This window comes from Methanofastidiosum sp. (genome assembly GCA_013178285.1).
GTDB lineage: Archaea > Methanobacteriota_B > Thermococci > Methanofastidiosales > Methanofastidiosaceae > Methanofastidiosum.
Map to the genome: position 1 here is coordinate 1 of JABLXD010000036.1, position 18,900 is coordinate 18,900.

The window sequence follows — 18,900 nt, forward strand, 5'->3', positions numbered from 1 at the left end:
CATCAGCTATAATATCTCTTTCTGCTTCAATAAGACAATAATTTTGCAATTCACCCACTACATAAGCCACAGAATTCGCATCCAGAGTAATGTTATCATTTTCATCTAAAACTTCTTTGTATTTTCTTTTTACTTTTTCAAAAAGATCTAAAATTCTATCTTTTATTTTTTTAGCATCCTCATCTATTCCCGCTCTAAAAGTAACAATATCATTAGGTTCTGTGAATCTTTCATCATATATTTTACAGAAAATTAGATTGATTAGTTGTTGAGCTAAAACTTCATCTCTTGTAGCCCCCACTGTATTTGCTGCCAAATGATTTCTAATTGCCTTAAAAGTTGCTTTTAAATTATGAGTGGGTTTAAGATCCTTTCTTTTGAACTTCCCAATATCTTCTACTCTTTGCCCAAATTTAGGTATGTTAGGGATGTCTTCAAAATAAATTCTGCCATCTCTCTCAATTTTTCTAAGAAATAGTCTTTCGTCTCCATTAAACCAAACACCCAAACTTGCCTTTGAAAATCTTAAATAATCTTGTAATTGGGATTTCCCATCTTTTCTATTCTTTTTTTTACATTCAACAATAATGTATGAATTATCATCATTTTTTGTATCTGAACTAAATACTGATATATCAACAGGATATTCTTTGTTTGTATCTGAAGGTCTAACTTTTACCCTATATTGAGGTCTTGTTTGTATATTTTTTTTTGGATAGCCATAATCTTCAACTAATTGCTTTGAGAAAACTTGAACAGCCTCTAGTTCTTCGGGTGTTGCTTTAACTTCCAGCCCAGAAATATAATCTATAATATACCCTTCTTTTACCATATCGATTTCCCCCTCTATTATTTAGAAAATATTCATCTCTTATTATAACCTTTTCTTTTTGTCAAATAGGAAAAAGAAAATTACCCTTAAAACTATCGCCCTCTAATTTGGCCTTAAGAATTAGCTCTTATTCTGCAAGTATAATTAATATGGAAAAATATCCCCTTTGCAGTAATTATTAGTTTGGCTTTGGCCTTAAAATTACATTAATTTGAAAATGCAATATAGATCTATTTTTTGAAATTCCATCCTTCTCTGTAAAACCATATAGTCACCGCCATAGGCTTATTTGATACTTACTGGTGTTAAAATGACTGATGAAGATCCTAAAAAAGAGCCTGATTCTGATTTTCTTATAGAAATACTTTCTGATATTGAGGAGTTTATTGGAGATGATGGAAGATCATATGGCCCTTACAGCGAAGGCCAGATAGTTAATGTTCCCAAATCTGCAGCCAAGGCCTTTGACATATTGCTCAAGAACGGTTTTGCTAGGAGATACGATGAAGTGCCTGAGTATGTATGCATGAATTCTCTCTTTGATCAAGCCATTAAATATTTCTACTTTGGCCTCAATGTAATTCCGCTTAGAGAAAAGGGCAAGATATCTATTATTCCTTGGAAAAAATATCAAATTGAAAAGGTAACATTAAGCGAGATAGACAGGTGGTGGAGCCAGTGGCCCAATGCCAACATCGGCATTGTCACAGGTTCAATCAATAGGCTCCTGGTACTGGACATTGACGGGGAAGAGGGGCGCCAATCGCTAAAGATAGCATCAAAAGACATGCCAATGAACACAGCAATTGCAAGGTCTAGCCGAGGGAAGCACTACTACTTTAGGGCCAATAGGATCTTTGGTACTTATGTTGGAATACTTCCAGGTGTTGATGTAAGGTGCGAGGGAGGGATTATTGTTGCGCCTCCTAGCATTCATGCCTCTGGTAAGACCTATACATGGGAAAAATCAATCCTTGAAGCTGATTTAGAGGATACGCCAAAATGGCTATCAGAGATGCTTTCAGAGAAAGAAGCTAAAGATAGGGCCAAAGAAACAAGGATACCTTTAGGGAAGAGGAATTCTGAGCTCACAAGGATATCCGGAGTATTGAGAAACAGGGGTCTTTCGCAAGAGACAGTAAGGGATACAATATCAAAAATCAATCAAACACAGTGCGAGGTGCCTCTTGACCAGGGGGAAGTGGACAGGATAACGACAGACTTCCCAAAGAACACATTTGCCATGACCGACCTTGGAAACTCTGAAAGATTGATCTACCACTATGGGGATGTCATAAGGTACTGCCACCTCTGGAAGAAGTGGATAGTCTGGGATGGAAAACGTTGGCTAAAGGACGATAGCGGTGCCATATACAGGCTCGCCAAGGACACCGTAAGGAGCATAAATGCCGAGGCTGCAATAGAGCAGGATTATTCCAAAAAAGGCGAAATATCAAAATGGGCATTCTTATCAGAAAGCTCCTATCGCATTGAATCAATTGTAAAGCTTGCAACAAATGAGCTGCCAATATCCCCGGATGATCTTGATCAAGATGCGTGGTTCCTGAATGTTGAAAACGGCATAATAGATCTTAGGACAGGGGAGTTCTCTGAAGATCACCTGAAGGAGAAGTTCATCACAAAGCTTGCCAATGTGAAGTATGATCCGGATGCAAAATGTCCATTGTGGGAGAATTTCCTCCATGAGATCTTTGAGGGAAACGAGGAGCTAATAGATTACATACAGAAGGCCATTGGGTACAGCATGACTTCCGATGATCGTGAGCAGGTCCTTTTCTTTCTCCACGGCCTGGGCCAGAATGGTAAGACCACCTTTCTTAACATTATCATGACTATGCTCGGCGAGTATGCCAAGGATGCGGACCCTTCCACCTTCATGGACAAGAAGTTTGACGGAGGCCCTAAAAATGATGTTGCAAGGCTAAAGGGGGCTAGATTTGTAAGATCATCAGAGATTGCAGAAGGCAAATACCTGGATGAAGACTTCATAAAGAGGGTTACAGGGCACGAAGGCCTCACCGCCAGATTCCTATATGGGGAGATATTTGACTTTGCTCCGAAGTTCAAGCTTTGGATGATCTCAAACAACAAGCCTACGATTAGAGGCAGCGACTTTGCCATATGGCGTAGGCTCATGACCATCCCCTTCAACTATCGTGTACCAAACGAGAAGAGGGACAAAACCTTGGAAGCAAAGCTCGATAGTGAGCTTCCTGGCATCCTGAACTGGGTCATAAAAGGATGCATGAAGTGGCTCTCGGAAGGGTTGAATCCTCCAGAGATTGTTGTCCTCGCAAACACTGAATACAAGGATGAGATGGACCCGTTGAAAGACTTTCTTGATGATGTATGTAATATTGGTGTGGTAAATAAGATCCCAGCAGGAGAGCTATACGCTGCTTATAGAACTTATTGCTATTGCATGAGAACTGAAACTATATCGCAGCAGTCCTTTGGCAGAAGATTGTCCCAACTTGGCCTTAAGAAATCAAGGGAGTTTGACGGAAGATACTGGGAAGGCATAGAGATCAATAAGTCTAGGTTTGAGCTTTTGCAGAAGAGCTACAAGGGTGATTACCCTGCTAACTAGATCCTATGACACTATGACGGTTATGACGCTTTTTTCCTTTAAAACTTATAGTAGAGGAATTTACTTTAAAAGTTTTGTAAATTGGCATAAAACCGTCATAAGCGTCATGGAAGAGAAGAAGGTGAGCAAATAGCAAGGAATCTCATCGAGTACAGGGTGTATGTAGGGGATAGTGACATACCAGGCGTGAGATTAATCTACGGATACACGCTCATAGAGGCTGATAAAGGCGAAACGATAGAGAATATTGCTGGCGAGAAAGGAAGGTATGCGATCTTAGAATATGGCGAAGATCCATGCTGGAATTATGAGTTCGTGCTATATGTTTCAGATAGCCTCTCAATTTTAGGGCCAATTTTTGAGATGTTATGTACTGAATGTGATAAAGATCTTACCAAATCAATGACCTATACCAATTTCCTGATCTTTTCTTTATGGAAGAGCAAAGCAATTAATGATATGGATAAGGCAAATAAAAACGAAGCTTGATTTTAGGGCCAAATTAGTTTTATCGTTAAGTATTTATCTGAAATGCCCTATTTTCCTTAAGGCACTTATACAAACATCCGGTGACTTAAGGCCTAAAAATAGTGAAAAACTAGAAATTAAACAAACATCCAAAACCCACTAAAAATTCATCATAAAACTCTAAAATCTATCTAAAATTCACCAGAATCAAAAGAAAGTGTGCGGGGGAAGGGATTCGAACCCTCGAAGACCTGCGTCACCGGATCTTAAGTCCGGCGCCTTAGACCATGCTCGGCAACCCCCGCCTAGAAAAATATCAAAGTGTATCTTTTATAAAATTACCTGATAATATAAATCTTTAGGCAGTTTGTGTTGATACATTTGTATCCATCTCTTAATTTTCCATCCTTGTCATGTACTGTAATTCTTCTTATAACAGAACCACAAACTCTGCAATTTCTTTCACCAAAAGTGATATATTCATATTCCTCTTCGTCAGCTTCTTCATCTTCAAACTCAATATCTTCCCCAGAAATATCCTTGTTTATTATTCTTAATTCTCTTTCTAGTTTTGTATCTTCGATTTCAATTTTTGGAGTTTCTTCTATAATTTCATCTTCAGGTTTCAAACTAAAAATTTTGGCAAGAGCTAAAAAAGTAGCATGATTATTGTATTCTATCACCATATAAGATCCATCAGGGGCATTGTCAAATGAAATCATTGCATAGTTCGCTTCAATCTCATTTCTTAGGTAATCCTTTATTTTATCTATAAATGATTTATCATGGCCTTCTAGATTTTCGCTAAGAAGGAGGTCTTCATTAATATAAAATTCCCTGCCCGCAGTATAATATTCAATATTGGCCTTACCCAAAGCCATATTTACCTTCTTTATACTTTCTTCAACGGTATAAGGCAGAGCTTCAACTTTTCTCATAACTATGATACTACTTATTAGAATTTAAGGTTTTCAATCAATACTCTCTACTCCAGAATCTTCTATAAGATTAAATAAGGTCTTTTTAAGATCAGTAACAGTATCATAATTATCCATTTCATTTGGGTATATCCATTCAAAAGTGTCATGCTCCCAATCTATGTTTATTTCATCTCCTTTAAATAAAAAAAGAAAAGGATTAATTGACCATATAGTATCATTAACAATGTCCTGAATATCAAATGGGATCCCAATCTTCAACAATTCTAAATATTTACTATCAACACCAGTTTCTTCTTTTATCTCTCTTAGAGCAGCTTCAAGGCTATTCTCATCTTCAATAAATCCTGAAACACCTGCCCATTTACCTCTAAAAGTGCCGACTTTATTGCTTCTTTTAAGAAGGAGGATCTTCCCATCCTTGAATAAAAATGAGGTAACTATGTCTTTTCTTTTCATAAAAGAAAGAAATAAACTTTATTAAAAAAAGTATCTATAAACTGGGGCAAAAGAATGAATTTATTGCTTTCTAGCTTTTCTTTTCATTCTTCTCATTTTCTTCTTAACGTGTCTCCAGCGCATTCTGCCTTTCTTTTTCCATTTTCGTGGCCTTTTGCCCATTATATCCCTCAAGGAATTTTATTTTTTCATCGTTATTTCGATAGTACTTACTGCTCTCTGTTCAACTTGCTCTGTTCCAATCTTAATATTGGTAATTTTTGCTTCGGGAACAAATCTGCTTTTTACTATTTCCGCAGTATCCACAGCAGTAGATATACTTCTTCCCCTAGCTTTTATGGTTATCTCATTCTCACCAGCATTAAATCCAGTGACTATAGCAAGAACATATGCCATTGCCTTTTTCTTTCCTACGAGTACATCCATAATATCCCTCTAATCATTGTTCATTGTAAAACGCTAGAGAACTAGCATGAAAAAGTTTCGTTGCCTATTTAAATACTTTTTGGTTATTTTCGCAACATTTCAAATAATTCATTAAATTTATCTATAAAATAAATAAGTTATCTCCTATATATCCAATACCACTACCTTGACATTTTCTTGATCAAGTAATATACCTCTCCAAAATATTTTTATGTTTATAGTAAATTTAGTTTCATAACTGCCTGGAGAAACTTTTGACTTTATTAAAAATGATTTTGAAATTCTTTTATCTGCAGGAAGAATATCTTGAAAAGTGAATTTATACCCACCATATATCTGCTCAGAAGGATATTTATCAACAGATTCTACCTCTAGATCAGGATAATCAGACGCAAATTCTATCCAGTATTCTCCTTCTCTAAAAACTTGATCAGATTCAATATCCATCATTAGGAGTCCGTTTTGGTCATTTTTTAGAGATAACTCTGTTTTTAGAATCCCACCTAAATCAATTTTTTTAATTTCAAATTTAGGCCTATATACTTGAATAGTAGATTCGACCGTAACAGGATTCATGGCAATGCCTTCATTGTTCTTATATGAAATTTTAAATTCCAATGGTATGTTTTTCCTTGATTCAGAAAGTTTTAGTACTTCTTTTTCAGCAACTATTTTAAATTTGATAATGGAAGTCTTCCCATTCTCTAAGAGTAATGGAGGTTCAGACTCGAAAGTTACAGTAAAAGGTGAAACTTCATCAACTTTTATTTCAATAGCATTACTCTTACCTGTATTTTCTAAATTTAGAACTCCGATCTCTTCATTAGTAATTAGCATTTTAGAAGATAAAACATCAATCCCCGCTGATATTTTAGGATTTTTCTTGAAATTGAATATTGTATCTTGGCCTATATACAATAATCCAACTATCAAAATTGCCGCTATTACTATGAATATCCACTTTTTATTGATATTCATAAACATCGTAACCCATTATAGTTTAAAAATCTTTCTTTTAATAATATAAATTTATAATTTTCAGTTTTCAATAACTGGAATTATATTTTTAATTATTCATAAACATACCCCAAATTTTATAAACACCAAAAAATTAATCTTTCTGGTATTCTATGACAGCGGAAGCTCTTTATGAAAGACTATTAGAAACAATTTCTGAAAACGAACTAAAAGAAAGAATTGATAAAAAAATTCAATCTGTTGGTGGATTGTTATCGGAGGAAGGGGCATTACTTCTAATTGCTGGAGAACTAGGGATAAACATTGAAGAAATTCATAAAGAAAAAAAACATTTTTTTATTTCTGATATAAACGAAGGCATGCAACATGTCGATATAAGCGGCAGAATAATGAGAATTTTTGATGTTAATACCTTCCAGAGAAAGACAGGAACTGAAGGAAAGGTTCAGAACATTGTAATTGCTGATAAGACTGGAAGCATTAGGATAGTTTTTTGGGACGATCAGATAGATAAGCTTAAGCAATTTAAGAGGGGCGATGTTGTCACTGTTAGAAATGGATATTTGCGAAAAGGTCTTAACAATGAATTTGAAATAAGTCTTGGAAAAGACGGTGTTATATCCAGTGGCCAAGATAGTCCCGATTATCCGCCTATAAATTACGTTAAACTAAAAATTAGAGACATTGAAGACAAGATGAGTAATATCGATATAACTGGCAGGGTTTCTGCGATCTATGGCATAAGAGAATTTGCTAAAAAAGACGGCTCTATAGGAAAAGTCGGAAGTTTTGTAATAATGGACGATACAGGAGAAATACGAGTTACCTTATGGGATAAAAAAGCAGAATTGCTTAATTCACTTGTTAAAAATGATATTATTACTATTGAAAATGCTTACTCAAAAATGGGATTAAATTCAGTTGAAATAAATCTTGGTTTCTCTTCTAATATTGTCCCTGAAAAAGCTGAAAGAGAAGATATCCCTAAGTCAGAATCAACAAATGTATCTCTACCAGATGTTAAAGAAAACATGAGGGGCATAAACATTGAGGGGTATGTCAAAGAAGTATACGACATTAGGACTTTCAATAGAGATAGTGGAACAGGAAAAGTCGGTAGATTTTTATTAAGTGATGACGGGCATGAATTAAAGATTGTTTTATGGGATGATAAAACTGACTATTTAGTTACTTTAGTTCCTGGTACTAAAGTAAGAATTGAATCTTGTAATATAAGATACAATAATGGTCTCGAAGCACATCTAGGTCTTGGTTCAAGAATACAATCTCTTAAATCTGAAGAAAAAATAGATGAAAAGAAAATTGCTGATTATGGTTTATCTGAAGCCGTTAATGTTTTAGCTAGAATTAACAGTATTGAAGGAGATTTCTTAGTCATTGTTGACGAATCTGGCAATGTTCCAGTTTCTTTGAGTCAGATTACAAACAAGAATTTTAGTATTGGTGATGCTGTTAAAGTTGTTGGAGCACTTGAAAAGGATTCCGACGTTTTATTTATTAAATCAACTTCAATCGAAAAAGGAAATTATGATGTTCCAACTTTAGAAGATATTATGAATCCTCCCTTCAAAACTATCGATGAATTATCAAACAACGATTATTGTATAATTAGCCCTATTATAAAACATATTGTAAACGAAGGGGATGGTTATATTGTCGTCTGTGATGATGGATATGGTAATATCAGAGGTAAGATTAAAAAAGAAGTACAACCTTGGAAGGAATACGATATTAAAGCCAGAATTTACGATAATAATAACTTGAAAGAGTTTTATGGGTATGAGATTAAGGAAATTAATCCTGCTTCCAAGGCAAAAGATATCTTTATGGTGATTTAATGGAGAAAATAAAGGATCTTGAAGATCTTCCAGGTATAGGGCCTAAGACTGCAGAAAAGTTAAGAGAGGCCGGATTTAGAACTGTGGAGTCAATAGCTGTAGCTTCACCAAAAGAATTATTTGAAATTGCAGAAATTGGTGAGAGCTCCGCCTCAAAAATAATTGAAGCTGCGAGAGAAGCAGCTGACGTAGGTGGATTTATAACAGCAAATGAACTTTTAGAAAAACGAAAATTTATTGGTAAAATTACTTCAGGGAGCAAAAGACTTGATGAATTAATAGCCGGAGGATTTGAAACTCAGGCTATAATCGAGGCTTTTGGAGAATTTGGCTCGGGAAAAAGTCAAATAGCCCACCAACTTTGTGTAAACGTACAACTTCCTATTGAAAAAGGAGGTCTTGACGGAGGGGCCATATTTATTGATACAGAAAGTACCTTCAGACCTGAGAGAATTATTCAAATGGCAAAAGGCGCGGGTTTAGATCCAACAGAAGTCATGGCCAAAATAAGGGTCGCAAGAGCATTTAATTCTGATCATCAGATGCTTCTGACTGAAAAAACAGTAGAATTAATTGAAGCAGAAAAAATAAAATTACTTGTAGTTGATTCTCTTACCTCTTCATTCAGGTCTGAATATGTCGGGAGAGGAACTTTGGCTGAAAGACAGCAAAAACTCGCAAGGCATTTAAGGACTTTACATAGTATTGCATCTAATCATGATGTTTGTGTATTTGTTACAAATCAAGTTTCAGCTAAGCCTGATGCTTTTTTTGGTGATCCCACAAGGCCAATCGGAGGACATATCCTTGGTCACTCATCTACGATTAGACTATATTTAAGAAAAGGAAAAGGCGGACAAAGAATAGCTAGACTCGTTGACTCTCCAAATTTACCGGAGGGCGAAGCAATATTCTTTGTAACTGAAAACGGAATCGAAGACAAATAGGTGATACATTGAAAAACGGAGATTTTGTTGAAATACAATATGTTGGAAAGATCAAAGAAACAGGTAAAATATTTGACGTTACAGACGAAACAAAAGCAAAACAAGCCAATGTTTATAATGAGGGAAATAAATATGAACCTATTCAGGTAATTGTAGGGGCAGGTCATGTCATAAAAGGATTGGACGAATCCCTCTTAGATATAGAAGTTGGCGAAACTAAAACTTTTGATATTTCTCCTGAAAAAGGATTTGGAAAAAGAGATTCTTCTCTTTTACAAATAATGCACTTAAACGATTTTAAAAAACATGGTATATTCCCAAGAGCTGGATTAAAAATAGAAATCAACGGGCACTGGGCCACAGTAAGAAGCGTTTCTAGCGGAAGGGTCAAACTAGACTTTAATCATCCATTGTCAGGAAAAACTCTCCTATATGAGGTAACAGTTCTTAAAAAAATTGAGGATTCAACTGATAAAATTAATGCTATTTTGAAAGTCAGGGCTCCAGGTATTGATGTTTTGTTTCAAACTATTAGCATTGAAGATGAAAAAGTTAATATTGGACTTAAAGGTATAAATCCTCCTTACAGATCATCTCTTGAGGAATTTATTAAATCAGACATTTCCACATATATTCCTGAGATAAAAGAGGTATCTATCAGTTTTCTTGATTAATTTCTTGTTTTTATTTATCCACTATTTATTCTTATATATGCGCTAGTGTGAGATATATGGATAAAATAAAAGCTTTAATGATATCAGTTGAAATACCTACTTTTACATATATTATTTCTTTTATTGGCGTATCTATCAGGGAAATTATTAATGGAATCTATGCTGAAAAGATGGTCGAACTTCTTTTAATTAACTCTATCCTATTCATTATATTTTTTGTACTAGTTTATACAATAGGACATGTCGGATATTCAAAAAGATTAGAAAATAAAGAAAAACAATTAGATAAACGACCTATTTTTTATGGTAAAAAAATAAGTGAAAAAAGAGATAAATATATTCGATAATCTAGTTACAACACCAGTTTCCAGATGAAGCTTGAAGTCCAAATGTATCTGTATTAGTGCCTGAGGTGTTGAAATCATAGTTTAGTGTTATTGGGATTTCAATTCTTCTTCCACATCCATATCCTGAGAAATTGACATACATTGTATAACTTAAGGATTGGTCAGCACCTGTAGTTCCAGTTCTTGAAGTTGGAGTTATACTAACGGTAAAGCATCTATTGCGGTATTCACACTCTGCAAGTTGATTCTGTAGGGATGCAATAGTAACTTCTTTTGCATTAATGTCTGACTCAAGTCTTGATACTTTTGATGTTAGTGATAAAACTTCCCTTTGGAGTAGCCTTATAGTTGCATCACTGTCTCCTTTTACTTTTTCTAATTCTTTTTCAATATCCGTTATTTCAATCTGGTAACCGCTTTTCTCAGATTCTAACAAACTTTTTTCATATTGAAGTTTTGAAATCTGACCTTTTAATGATGAAACTTCCACCGTAAGGTCTGAGTTAGCTGAAGTTAAAGCCAAATTAGAGTTGTAAAGAAATGCCAAACCTGCAACTGAACCCGCAAAGAGAATACCAAGAATCAGAATCACTGCTATGGCAACTGTGCCAAACTCTCCTTTTTTTTCAACTTCTTTGTAACTTTCTTTAACTTTATCTCTTTCTTCTCTTGTAGAAATTAATTCTTTTTTAAGATTTTCATTTTCCTGGCTGATGGAATTAAATTTGGATTCTAGTTCATCTTTTTTTTGTTTGTAATCTCTAGCTTTCTTTTCCCATCTTCTGGAATATTTTTTCCATCTTGCTTCTTCTGCCATTAAAGTCCTCCCTCCTCAATAGCATTAATAAATTCTGTATAGGAAACTGCTTGGAATTTTATGTAGTCTGTTATGACATTAGCAAAATCTTCGTTTCCTTCCTCTCTATATCTAATTGCTTTACTTTGAAGTTCTTTGAGAGACTCTGGGCTAAAAGGCGAATCTTTGAAAGCGTCTGAGCCAAAGAAAGAGTTCCATTCGCTTTCAAATCTTGTTAAAATCACGTCTAAAGATTCATCAAATCCCCGATTATCATTTATAGAATAAATTGCAAAGAGTGTCGTTGCGAGATATCTGTTTTTTTCATAAGATATCAATGCCATTTCTCTATAAAGATTAGAGTAGTTAGATGATTTATTCATATAAATATCAGAGATGGACTTAAGTTTAGTTCTTGTCTCCTCTACTCCATTTCCTTTACTCTGATTAAAGTCCTCATTTGCCTGTTTGAGATATTCCTCTGAATTTGCAATATACCTAAGATTAGAAGTTTTGGTAGAATCCTCAATGTATTTTTGTGATCGAGTAAGATTATATTCAAAGAATAAGATATTGAACATGTCTTTCCTATCTTCTGGTATTAGTTTAAGAGAACTCATTATTTCCAGAGCTTTATTCAAATTTTCCTCTTTTTCTCCCTTTTTACTTTCAATTATACCCTTCAATGCAAAATTAACTGACATCTTAGGATTAGTAGCAATAGTATCTTTTGCAAGTAGGAGGTATGGATTTTCTGGATCAATCTTTTCAAGATATAAAATCGCAGAAGCCGTGGCAGTGTCATAGTCTTCAGAAAGTACACTAATGGGTATTGTTGCTATGAGCAACGTTGGTATCATGATTAGCAAAGATATTTTCACTGTTTTATTCATTTTTACCACATTATTACTTGTTTGAAACAATATAAAAGGATTATCTTGAAACGGTTTTAATGAAAGTTTCAGAAAATGAAACAGTCAATTTTAATAATATGTTAATTAATTAGATATTATGGACTATAAAGGGGCATGTAAAAAGATTTCTGAAGAATTCTTGGAAGGAAAAATAAAAAATTCTCGACAACTTGAATTAAAAAAATCAGAAATTGCTGCTGCTTTTAATCTAAATAAAACTCCCAGAAATTCAGATATTCTTGAATACTTATCAGAGAGAAAAGAGGAATTTGTTAGTATTCTAATTAAAAGGCCAATAAGGACAATGTCAGGGGTTGCAGTTATAGCCGTTATGCCGTTACCAAGTAAATGCCCACATGGGAGATGTGTTTATTGTCCTGGCGATGCAATTAATACCCCACAAAGCTATACGGGAAAAGAGCCGGCTACAATGAGGGCTCTTAGCTTTAGATTTCATCCTTTTCTCCAGACATTTCATAGATTAAAACAGCTTTATAATACAGGCCATGAAATAGACAAAGTCGAACTTATCATCATGGGAGGAACATTTCCTTCACAATCTTTTGATTATCAGGAATATTTTATTAGAGAATGCTTAAACGCAATGAATTACTTTGATCCAGAAGCTGATGAAAAAAGCCTTGATAGTATGTATGATATCAATTTTATTAACAATTCTCTTGAAAATAGATTTGGGAAATATACCCCTTCATCCGATTTTGCATCATATGTTATAGAAAATGAACCATTAACTTTGGATAAAGCACAAAAGACTAATGAAAAATCCAAAATAAGATGCATAGGGATGACTTTTGAAACAAGGCCTGACTGGTCAAAAGAAATTCATTGTGACAGGATGCTTTCTTACGGGGGTACAAGAGTTGAACTCGGTGTCCAAGTTATTTCCGATGAAATATACAAAAAAGTAAATCGTGGGCATACCGTTTCTGATGTGATCCAAGCAACCCGTATATTAAAGGATGCTGGATTTAAAATTAATTATCACATGATGCCTGGATTACCGGGCTCTTCATTTGAAAAAGATATCGATACTTTTAGAACTATATTCTCAGATAAACAATTCATGCCGGACATGGTAAAATTTTATTCATGCCTTGTCCTTGAAGGAACAGAACTATATGATATGTGGGAAAAAGGTGAATATGTACCCTATACAACTGAAGAAGCGATGGAACTTATCCTAAAGATAAAAGAATTCATGCCAAAATGGGTAAGAACGATGAGAATCCAAAGAGATATCCCATCAACTCTTGTGCAAGCTGGTGTTAAACGTTCTAATCTTGGGCAAATGATTGAAGAAGAACTAAAGAAAAGAAATATTCAATGCAAATGTGTTAGATGTAGGGAAGTTGGAAGAAAAGCTCACAAGGAAGGTATATTTCCTGAACTTGAAGACATTAAATTGTTAAACGAAAGATATGAAGCATCGGAAGGATTAGAGTATTTTATCAGTTTTGAAGATATTAAAAGAGACATACTGATAGGTTATGTTAGATTAAGAAAACCTTCAGAGCATGCCCATAGAAAAGAGATATATAGATCCCCAACAGGAATCATAAGGGAACTTCATGTTTATGGTGGTCTAATTCGTATAGGGGATAAAAAGGAATCAGGCTGGCAACACCAAGGATATGGCAAAAAATTACTACTAGAAGCTGAAAGAATCGCAAAAGAAGAGTTAGATCTAAAAAAGATGGTAATTATTTCTGGAATCGGCGCAAGAGAATATTATAGAAAATTTAAATATAAAAAAGAAGGGCCTTACATGTCAAAGAATCTTTAATAATGTTTGGCAAATAAGATAACTTTCTTTGCTTCTTCTCCACAAACAATACATTTCTTTTCTAATCCATTTTGATCTAGAGGTATGCAACATGAAGTTGCACCAGTTTCTTCTTTGATTTTTTCCTCACAGCAACCTCTTTCACACCAACTAACTTTTGCCATTCCTTTTTGATTGTTCAATATATCTGATAATTCTTTGTAGTTTTTTGGTAAAAATGTATTTTCTCTTAGAAACTCTTTGGCATTTGAAAAAAGAGTATTCTGGATATCTTCAAGAATTGAATCTATTTCTCTGCTAAGATTTTCCATTGATAAAAAGATTTTTTGAGAGTTGTCACGTCTTACAACGACAACTTTGTTTTCCTTTACATCTCTTGGACCTATCTCTATTCTAATTGGAATTCCTTTTAATTCCCATTCATTAAATTTGAAACCTGCAGTATATCCTTCTCTGTCATCTAATTTGACTTTGTATTTCTTTCCAAGAAGTTCTTGAACTTCCTTACATCTACTGAGGACTTCTTCCTTACCCTCTTTGAATATAATTGGAACTATAACAATTTTAATTGGAGCAGCTCTTGGAGGTAGAATTAGTCCTTTGTTATCGCTATGAACCATTACAAGTGTCCCTACTGTCCTAGTTGTCATTCCCCATGATGTTTGCCAGACATACTTTTTTTCTTTATCCTTGTCTTCAAACGTTATGTTAAAAGCTTTAGAAAAATGTTGCCCTAATAGATGAGAAGTTCCTGCCTGCATAGCTTTTTTATCAGCCATTAAGGACTCAACTGTCATAGTGTACACAGCACCTGCAAACTTTTCGTTGTCTGTTTTATATCCAGGGATTGTTGGAATTGCCAATATATCTTCCATTAGTTCTCTATAAACATCAAGCATTTTTTTTACTTCTTCTTCAGCCTCTTCCTTTGTTGCATGAGCTGTATGGCCCTCTTGCCATAAGAATTCTCTTGTTCTTATGAATAGTTTTGTCATTTTTGTTTCCCATCTAACTACATTTGCCCATTGATTAATTAATAGAGGGAGATCACGCCAACTCCTTATCCATTTTGCATACATCGAATACATTATAGTTTCAGATGTTGGTCTAATGGCAAGTTTTCTTTCAAGAGGGGTGTCGCCACCATGGGTTACCCACGCAACTTCAGGCGTAAATCCTTCAACATGCTCCTTTTCCATTTCAAAAAATTCTTCAGGAATAAATAAAGGGAAATAGGCGTTTTCATGTCCTGTTTCCTTTATTCTTTTATCAAGATAATCTCTAATGCTTTCCCATATTGCATAACCATATGGTTTTATCACCATACATCCCTTAATGGGTGAATAATCAGCAAGACCTGCTTTTACAACAATTTGATTGTACCACTCTGAAAAATCTTCATCTCTAGAGATGGTAACTCCAAGATCTTCGGCCATCAATAGCACCTGCTGGAGTTAGATTAAGGTAATTTAAAAAATTATCCTATAATCCTTTTTCCTTTAGTTTATTTATTGATTCAACTACTTCTTCTAGCTCTAAGTTAAGGCTAGAAGCAATATCTTTTGGAGAATGAGATTCTTTTAATACAATCTCTATAAGTACTTTTTTTTCTTTTTCTCCAAGATTAAGTTCTTCAAAAGTAGTTAACATTTTTTCTTTTACTTCAGAAATCGATCTCTCTATGAAAGCTTTTGCATTGTCAATTTCAGCTAACTCATTTTTAAGATAATCTAGATTTTCCTTTAATCTACTAAGAATTCTAATGTCTGAATCAAATTTAATCTCTTCGTAGAATGCTTTGTATTCGGGGTATCTTTCGAATATTGACTCTAAATCAATTTCTTCAGTTTTAATAGAAGCATCAAAGACTCTGGGGGCAACAAAAAGCTCCATTCTTATATTATCTTTTATTTTAAAATATTTTCTAGGACTGCCCCTTTTCTGCTTTAGAATAAAAAGGTCTATTAGTCCTAATTCTTGCATTATTTTTAGATGTTCATTTATGGCTTTTTGACCTATTTCTAGTCTCTCCGCTATCTCAGTTGTATAACACGGAGAAGTAGCTAGCATTTCAAGTATCATTCTCCTTGTTTGATTACCTAATATATCAAATATTTCTTCAGTTGTAGCCATAATTTCCCTATAACTTAACTATTAGTTAACTTATTTAAATGTTTCGCAATTAATCTATAAAATTCAGTGCTTCATTTTTTAGATTAAGGATTAGATTTAATAGTTTCATTTTATTTTTTTATTCATGATATCTTTAGTTACAGATTTTGATGATTTTTATTCAGGTTTAATGAAAGGTCCAATATATAAAATAAATCCTGATGCTAAAATTGTTGATATTACTCACAAAATAAAAAGACATTCAATATACGATGCCGCATATGTAATATATAGTTCTTATTCCTATTTTCCTAAAGGAACTGTACATGTTGTTGTAGTTGATCCTGGCGTGGGAAGTGAAAGAGTTCCTATTGTTTTATTTTGTGATGGCCACACATTTATTGGTCCGGATAATGGTGTTTTATCTTTACTCAAAGGAGATGTTTTTAGAATAGATTTAGAAAAACTAGCCCAAAAATTATCAAGATATGGATTAATCGATATCTCACATACTTTTCATGGAAGAGATATTTTTGGACCTGCAGCTGCATTATTTGATATAGGCGATACAGATTTTTTAGAAAAGACCAATGAAATGATAAAACTTCCCTTTACGAAAGAAATAACTAAAGGCTGTGCAATTATCTCTGTTTTATATGTAGATTCATTTGGAAACATTATTCTAAATCTAAAAAAAGAAGGACGCCCTAGTAGCTGAAATAGAAATATCAGATAATAGGATTCCAGTCCTTACCCACTACGAAGAAGGAAAAAATTTAGATTTGATTGCTTTGTATTCTTCCTCAGGACATCTAGAAATATCAAAATATCTTGGAAATGCAAATTCTATCTTGAATCTAAAATCAGGAGATATTATAAAAATTAGTTTAAAGAATGAATAATGATATTATTACTGTAATTACCCCAAGTCCGATACAGAAATAAGAAAAGTTTAATTTTTTTGCAAACTCTAACAGCACTTTAATTACTATTATCGATGTAATAAATGCACTAATTAATGCAGGGAATGTACCAATTACAAATGTCATGTCGTTTGCTTCTAAAACAATTCCGCCAAGTATAGCCGGAATAGACATCAAAAACGAGATTCTTAATGCCTCTTCTTTATCAAATCCTCTCCCTAAAAGAACTGCAAGTGTTGAACCAGATCTCGAGATGCCTGGAATTATAGAAATCCCTTGTGCTATACCTGTAATTGCCATGTCCAAAATATTTGAATCTTCTACTTTTTTAAACCCAGATTTAGACCTATACTTTAAAATAAAACCTGTAGCAATAAGAAATAGTCCAATAATAATATTCCCAACGTCTATTTGAATGTTTTCTAAAACGGATTTTAATAAGAGATATATTGGAACGCCCGCAATACCTGTAAGGATAGTAGACACAATTAAAAAATGTGACGTCTTGTTTGTTTTGATATTTTTTAGAATATCCATCAGATCATTTCTGAAATATACCAATACTGCAAGAAGAGTTCCCAAATGAAGAAAAAGAGACAACGAAAAACTTTCTGAAGGAGTGATTTTTAAAAAATTCATTAGAATTAACGATACATTACCCGAACTAGAAACAGGTAAAAATTCTAAAAATCCTTGTATAGCCCCAACTATGAACAATTCGAGAATATTCATCCTTTCCACTTTGAGATCTTTCGTATAAATGCTAGAATAGATGCCTCAGAAACCATACCCGCAATTTGCACTTTTTCTGATATCCAGAAGCATGGAATTGCTCCAATCTTTCTCTTTAAAACTGCTTCTTGATTTTTAGCTACATCAATTATCTGATAGGAAAGTTTGCCATGAGATAGATATGACAATGCAATGGTGAAATTAAGAGCTCTGTTCGAATGTTTCTTATTCTTCTCAAGGAAAAGCATAACTGTTTCTGGGTATATTGTTGAAATTAACTCTTTATTTTTCTTAATCATTTCAATACTGAAATTAGAGTCTGTTACAAGTTTCTCTCCAAAAATAAATGAAACTCCACCTCTATCGCACTCTATCAGACACTTACCACAAAGTGAGCATCCAATATTTGAGAGGGGGTATATTCCGTATCCTTCTTCTAGGATTGGAATCTTCTTGAAAACAGAGCATACTTTTTTACAACTTTGATTATTACATCCAATGCATCTTGTGTAATCTATTACCAAGCTAACATTTTCAATAATGTATCTCTCAGTTTTTATTCTATAGATGATTTCATCTTCAGAAAATGACCCATTAAAGTATTTTCCGTTTATGTAAACTGAAGGTAAGTTATCCTGATAATACCATTCAGCCCTTTGATCTCTTGCATTGATATACTCGAAGTTAATCTGGTCAGAAGCATCTACAATGGCAAGTAATACCGCAGGAACTTCATTACTATTATTAGATATTGCTTTGATGTCCATTGGGATATCTAACTCTTTTAAGTATTTTAGATGGTCAAGGTGAAGTTCAGTCCTTTTTGGAACTCTAAATTTTTCAAAGTGTCTTTTATCTACCTCTTCCTTTGGAATTGTTTTAGGAACATCTTTTAATTTTTCCTCAATTTTTTCTTCAACGAGAGCTTCTTGGGCATTGTAATCTTCAGCCAGACGCCCTTCAGAATATTGTTTTAACAAAGCGGAAAGTTAGGTTTTAGGTGGTCTAACACCTATTTTTTTAACTTCTTCATAAGGTAGATACACTCTTTCACCTTTTTTGAATCCCATATATGCTGGC

The 18,900-nt window shown here is 33.9% G+C and carries 19 protein-coding genes and 1 tRNA gene; 8 read left to right on the top strand and 12 right to left on the bottom strand.

All coding sequences use genetic code 11. The features are described 5' to 3' along the window. On the bottom strand, window positions 1–832 hold an 832-nt coding region (locus HPY60_09645; protein NPV51442.1), incomplete at its 3' end, for a restriction endonuclease subunit M. 310 nt (window positions 833–1,142) lie between these two features. Between HPY60_09645 and HPY60_09650 the strand changes: the two genes are divergently transcribed. Both HPY60_09650 and HPY60_09655 read left to right on the top strand, forming a co-directional pair. After that, the gene (locus HPY60_09650; GenBank protein ID NPV51443.1) at window positions 1,143–3,443 is read left to right on the top strand and encodes a hypothetical protein; all 2,301 of its coding nucleotides are present in this window, start codon (window positions 1,143–1,145) and stop codon (window positions 3,441–3,443) included. Window positions 3,444–3,599: 156 nt separating this feature from the next. Continuing rightward, window positions 3,600–3,932 carry a hypothetical protein gene (locus HPY60_09655; protein ID NPV51444.1) on the top strand — a complete coding sequence of 111 codons (333 nt, stop codon included), beginning with the start codon at window positions 3,600–3,602 and terminating at the stop codon, window positions 3,930–3,932. Window positions 3,933–4,131: 199 nt separating this feature from the next. On the opposite strand, the gene HPY60_09660 is transcribed toward HPY60_09655, so the two are convergent. The 5 genes from HPY60_09660 to HPY60_09680 form a co-directional block, all read right to left on the bottom strand. Continuing rightward, window positions 4,132–4,216, bottom strand: a tRNA-Leu gene (locus tag HPY60_09660). Window positions 4,217–4,249: 33 nt separating this feature from the next. Further along, window positions 4,250–4,849: a hypothetical protein gene (locus HPY60_09665; GenBank protein NPV51445.1), complete on the bottom strand. Its 600-nt coding sequence runs from the start codon at window positions 4,847–4,849 to the stop codon at window positions 4,250–4,252. A 33-nt stretch (window positions 4,850–4,882) separates the two neighbouring features. Then, the gene (locus HPY60_09670; GenBank protein ID NPV51446.1) at window positions 4,883–5,308 is read right to left on the bottom strand and encodes an NUDIX domain-containing protein; all 426 of its coding nucleotides are present in this window, start codon (window positions 5,306–5,308) and stop codon (window positions 4,883–4,885) included. 180 nt (window positions 5,309–5,488) lie between these two features. After that, window positions 5,489–5,734: a DNA-binding protein Alba gene (albA, locus tag HPY60_09675; protein NPV51447.1), complete on the bottom strand. Its 246-nt coding sequence runs from the start codon at window positions 5,732–5,734 to the stop codon at window positions 5,489–5,491. Between the two features lie 144 nt (window positions 5,735–5,878). Beyond that, the gene (locus tag HPY60_09680) at window positions 5,879–6,712 is read right to left on the bottom strand and encodes a hypothetical protein (protein ID NPV51448.1); all 834 of its coding nucleotides are present in this window, start codon (window positions 6,710–6,712) and stop codon (window positions 5,879–5,881) included. Between the two features lie 152 nt (window positions 6,713–6,864). Between HPY60_09680 and HPY60_09685 the strand changes: the two genes are divergently transcribed. From HPY60_09685 to HPY60_09700, 4 genes are read left to right on the top strand one after another with little or no spacing between them, the layout of a single operon-like run. Continuing rightward, window positions 6,865–8,571 (top strand): DUF3127 domain-containing protein, encoded by a 1,707-nt coding sequence (locus HPY60_09685; protein ID NPV51449.1) that lies wholly within the window; start codon window positions 6,865–6,867, stop codon window positions 8,569–8,571. Further along, entirely contained in the window at window positions 8,571–9,518 is a 948-nt protein-coding gene (gene radA, locus HPY60_09690; GenBank protein ID NPV51450.1) for a DNA repair and recombination protein RadA, read from the top strand. Before HPY60_09685 ends, radA begins: the two co-directional genes overlap by 1 nt. An 8-nt stretch (window positions 9,519–9,526) precedes the next feature. Next, a complete protein-coding gene (locus tag HPY60_09695) occupies window positions 9,527–10,192 on the top strand; it encodes a peptidylprolyl isomerase (protein ID NPV51451.1) in 666 nt (221 codons plus the stop codon). Window positions 10,193–10,248: 56 nt separating this feature from the next. Then, window positions 10,249–10,539, top strand: a complete 291-nt coding sequence (locus tag HPY60_09700; GenBank protein ID NPV51452.1) for a hypothetical protein — start codon at window positions 10,249–10,251, stop codon at window positions 10,537–10,539. A 1-nt stretch (window position 10,540) separates the two neighbouring features. On the opposite strand, the gene HPY60_09705 is transcribed toward HPY60_09700, so the two are convergent. Together HPY60_09705 and HPY60_09710 are read right to left on the bottom strand one after the other, a co-directional pair. Next, entirely contained in the window at window positions 10,541–11,356 is an 816-nt protein-coding gene (locus tag HPY60_09705; GenBank protein ID NPV51453.1) for a hypothetical protein, read from the bottom strand. Continuing rightward, window positions 11,356–12,228 carry a hypothetical protein gene (locus tag HPY60_09710; protein NPV51454.1) on the bottom strand — a complete coding sequence of 291 codons (873 nt, stop codon included), beginning with the start codon at window positions 12,226–12,228 and terminating at the stop codon, window positions 11,356–11,358. Before HPY60_09710 ends, HPY60_09705 begins: the two co-directional genes overlap by 1 nt. A gap of 118 nt (window positions 12,229–12,346) precedes the next feature. Here HPY60_09710 and HPY60_09715 point away from each other — a divergent pair, with 118 nt between their 5' ends. Further along, the gene (locus HPY60_09715; protein ID NPV51455.1) at window positions 12,347–14,053 is read left to right on the top strand and encodes a tRNA uridine(34) 5-carboxymethylaminomethyl modification radical SAM/GNAT enzyme Elp3; all 1,707 of its coding nucleotides are present in this window, start codon (window positions 12,347–12,349) and stop codon (window positions 14,051–14,053) included. Here the strand turns inward: HPY60_09715 and HPY60_09720 are convergent. Together HPY60_09720 and HPY60_09725 are read right to left on the bottom strand one after the other, a co-directional pair. Further along, window positions 14,050–15,489, bottom strand: coding sequence for a proline--tRNA ligase (locus tag HPY60_09720; GenBank protein ID NPV51456.1), 1,440 nt, complete (start codon window positions 15,487–15,489; stop codon window positions 14,050–14,052). The genes HPY60_09715 and HPY60_09720 overlap by 4 nt on opposite strands. 46 nt (window positions 15,490–15,535) lie before the next feature. Continuing rightward, window positions 15,536–16,186: an ArsR family transcriptional regulator gene (locus HPY60_09725; GenBank protein NPV51457.1), complete on the bottom strand. Its 651-nt coding sequence runs from the start codon at window positions 16,184–16,186 to the stop codon at window positions 15,536–15,538. 124 nt (window positions 16,187–16,310) lie between these two features. On the opposite strand from HPY60_09725, the gene HPY60_09730 reads away from it, so the two are divergent. Further along, window positions 16,311–16,883, top strand: a complete 573-nt coding sequence (locus HPY60_09730) for a hypothetical protein (GenBank protein NPV51458.1) — start codon at window positions 16,311–16,313, stop codon at window positions 16,881–16,883. A gap of 169 nt (window positions 16,884–17,052) precedes the next feature. On the opposite strand, the gene HPY60_09735 is transcribed toward HPY60_09730, so the two are convergent. Then, window positions 17,053–17,820 (bottom strand): undecaprenyl-diphosphate phosphatase, encoded by a 768-nt coding sequence (locus HPY60_09735; GenBank protein ID NPV51459.1) that lies wholly within the window; start codon window positions 17,818–17,820, stop codon window positions 17,053–17,055. Further along, window positions 17,817–18,800 carry a hypothetical protein gene (locus HPY60_09740; GenBank protein ID NPV51460.1) on the bottom strand — a complete coding sequence of 328 codons (984 nt, stop codon included), beginning with the start codon at window positions 18,798–18,800 and terminating at the stop codon, window positions 17,817–17,819. Before HPY60_09740 ends, HPY60_09735 begins: the two co-directional genes overlap by 4 nt. Window positions 18,801–18,900 lie beyond the last annotated feature (100 nt).

What these genes read in the sequence shown, in the direction of transcription:
- HPY60_09650 (NPV51443.1), top strand. Translation starts at nt 1,143, where the DNA reads ATGACTGATGAAGATCCTAAAAAAGAGCCTGATTCTGATTTTCTTATA.
- HPY60_09665 (NPV51445.1), bottom strand. Translation starts at nt 4,849, where the DNA reads ATGAGAAAAGTTGAAGCTCTGCCTTATACCGTTGAAGAAAGTATAAAG.
- HPY60_09670 (NPV51446.1), bottom strand. Translation starts at nt 5,308, where the DNA reads ATGAAAAGAAAAGACATAGTTACCTCATTTTTATTCAAGGATGGGAAG.
- albA (NPV51447.1), bottom strand. Translation starts at nt 5,734, where the DNA reads ATGGATGTACTCGTAGGAAAGAAAAAGGCAATGGCATATGTTCTTGCT.
- HPY60_09680 (NPV51448.1), bottom strand. Translation starts at nt 6,712, where the DNA reads ATGAATATCAATAAAAAGTGGATATTCATAGTAATAGCGGCAATTTTG.
- HPY60_09685 (NPV51449.1), top strand. Translation starts at nt 6,865, where the DNA reads ATGACAGCGGAAGCTCTTTATGAAAGACTATTAGAAACAATTTCTGAA.
- radA (NPV51450.1), top strand. Translation starts at nt 8,571, where the DNA reads ATGGAGAAAATAAAGGATCTTGAAGATCTTCCAGGTATAGGGCCTAAG.
- HPY60_09700 (NPV51452.1), top strand. Translation starts at nt 10,249, where the DNA reads ATGGATAAAATAAAAGCTTTAATGATATCAGTTGAAATACCTACTTTT.
- HPY60_09705 (NPV51453.1), bottom strand. Translation starts at nt 11,356, where the DNA reads ATGGCAGAAGAAGCAAGATGGAAAAAATATTCCAGAAGATGGGAAAAG.
- HPY60_09710 (NPV51454.1), bottom strand. Translation starts at nt 12,228, where the DNA reads ATGAATAAAACAGTGAAAATATCTTTGCTAATCATGATACCAACGTTG.
- HPY60_09715 (NPV51455.1), top strand. Translation starts at nt 12,347, where the DNA reads ATGGACTATAAAGGGGCATGTAAAAAGATTTCTGAAGAATTCTTGGAA.
- HPY60_09720 (NPV51456.1), bottom strand. Translation starts at nt 15,489, where the DNA reads ATGGCCGAAGATCTTGGAGTTACCATCTCTAGAGATGAAGATTTTTCA.
- HPY60_09725 (NPV51457.1), bottom strand. Translation starts at nt 16,186, where the DNA reads ATGGCTACAACTGAAGAAATATTTGATATATTAGGTAATCAAACAAGG.
- HPY60_09730 (NPV51458.1), top strand. Translation starts at nt 16,311, where the DNA reads ATGATATCTTTAGTTACAGATTTTGATGATTTTTATTCAGGTTTAATG.
- HPY60_09735 (NPV51459.1), bottom strand. Translation starts at nt 17,820, where the DNA reads ATGAATATTCTCGAATTGTTCATAGTTGGGGCTATACAAGGATTTTTA.